Source organism: Vibrio sp. 10N.222.52.B7 (assembly GCF_041474275.1).
GTDB lineage: Bacteria > Pseudomonadota > Gammaproteobacteria > Enterobacterales > Vibrionaceae > Vibrio > Vibrio crassostreae_C.
The window spans coordinates 2,531-2,966 of sequence record NZ_JBFRTU010000256.1; the positions used below are offsets into that span (position 1 = coordinate 2,531).

At 41.1% G+C, this 436-nt stretch carries 1 protein-coding gene; it reads left to right on the plus strand.

The window, feature by feature from the left end; genetic code table 11:
• The coding region (zipA, locus tag AB4512_RS22710) for a cell division protein ZipA (protein ID WP_372175798.1) at positions 1 to 294 on the plus strand (294 nt) is incomplete at its 5' end.
• Positions 295 to 436: the final 142 nt, after the last annotated feature.

Here is a 436-nt window from a genome sequence, read left to right on the forward strand (position 1 = left end):
CAATCTACAGATGCACCAAAGGTTATTTTCAGCGTTGCAAACATGATGCAGCCAGGAACGCTAGAATATGATGATCCTGCTGACTTCACGACTAAAGGTATTTCGTTCTTTATGACGTTGCCTTGTTATGGTCAAGCTGATCAAAACTTCAATGTGATGCTGAGTGCGGCGCAGAAAATTGCTGACGATATGGGCGGAAACGTGTTGGATGAGTCACGCAACTTAATGACACCAAACCGTTTATCTGACTACCGCAAGCAAATCAGAGACTTTATGACGGCATCGAATGCCTAGCCGTATTGTTTAGCCTTGTAAATAATCTATATTTATAGAAAAGGGCTCCTAAGGGAGCCCTTTTTGATATTTCAATCACGATAGAGAATGATATGAAAGAATCGATTCAAGTTACCTTAGAGCAGTTAAGAGAAACTCTGCA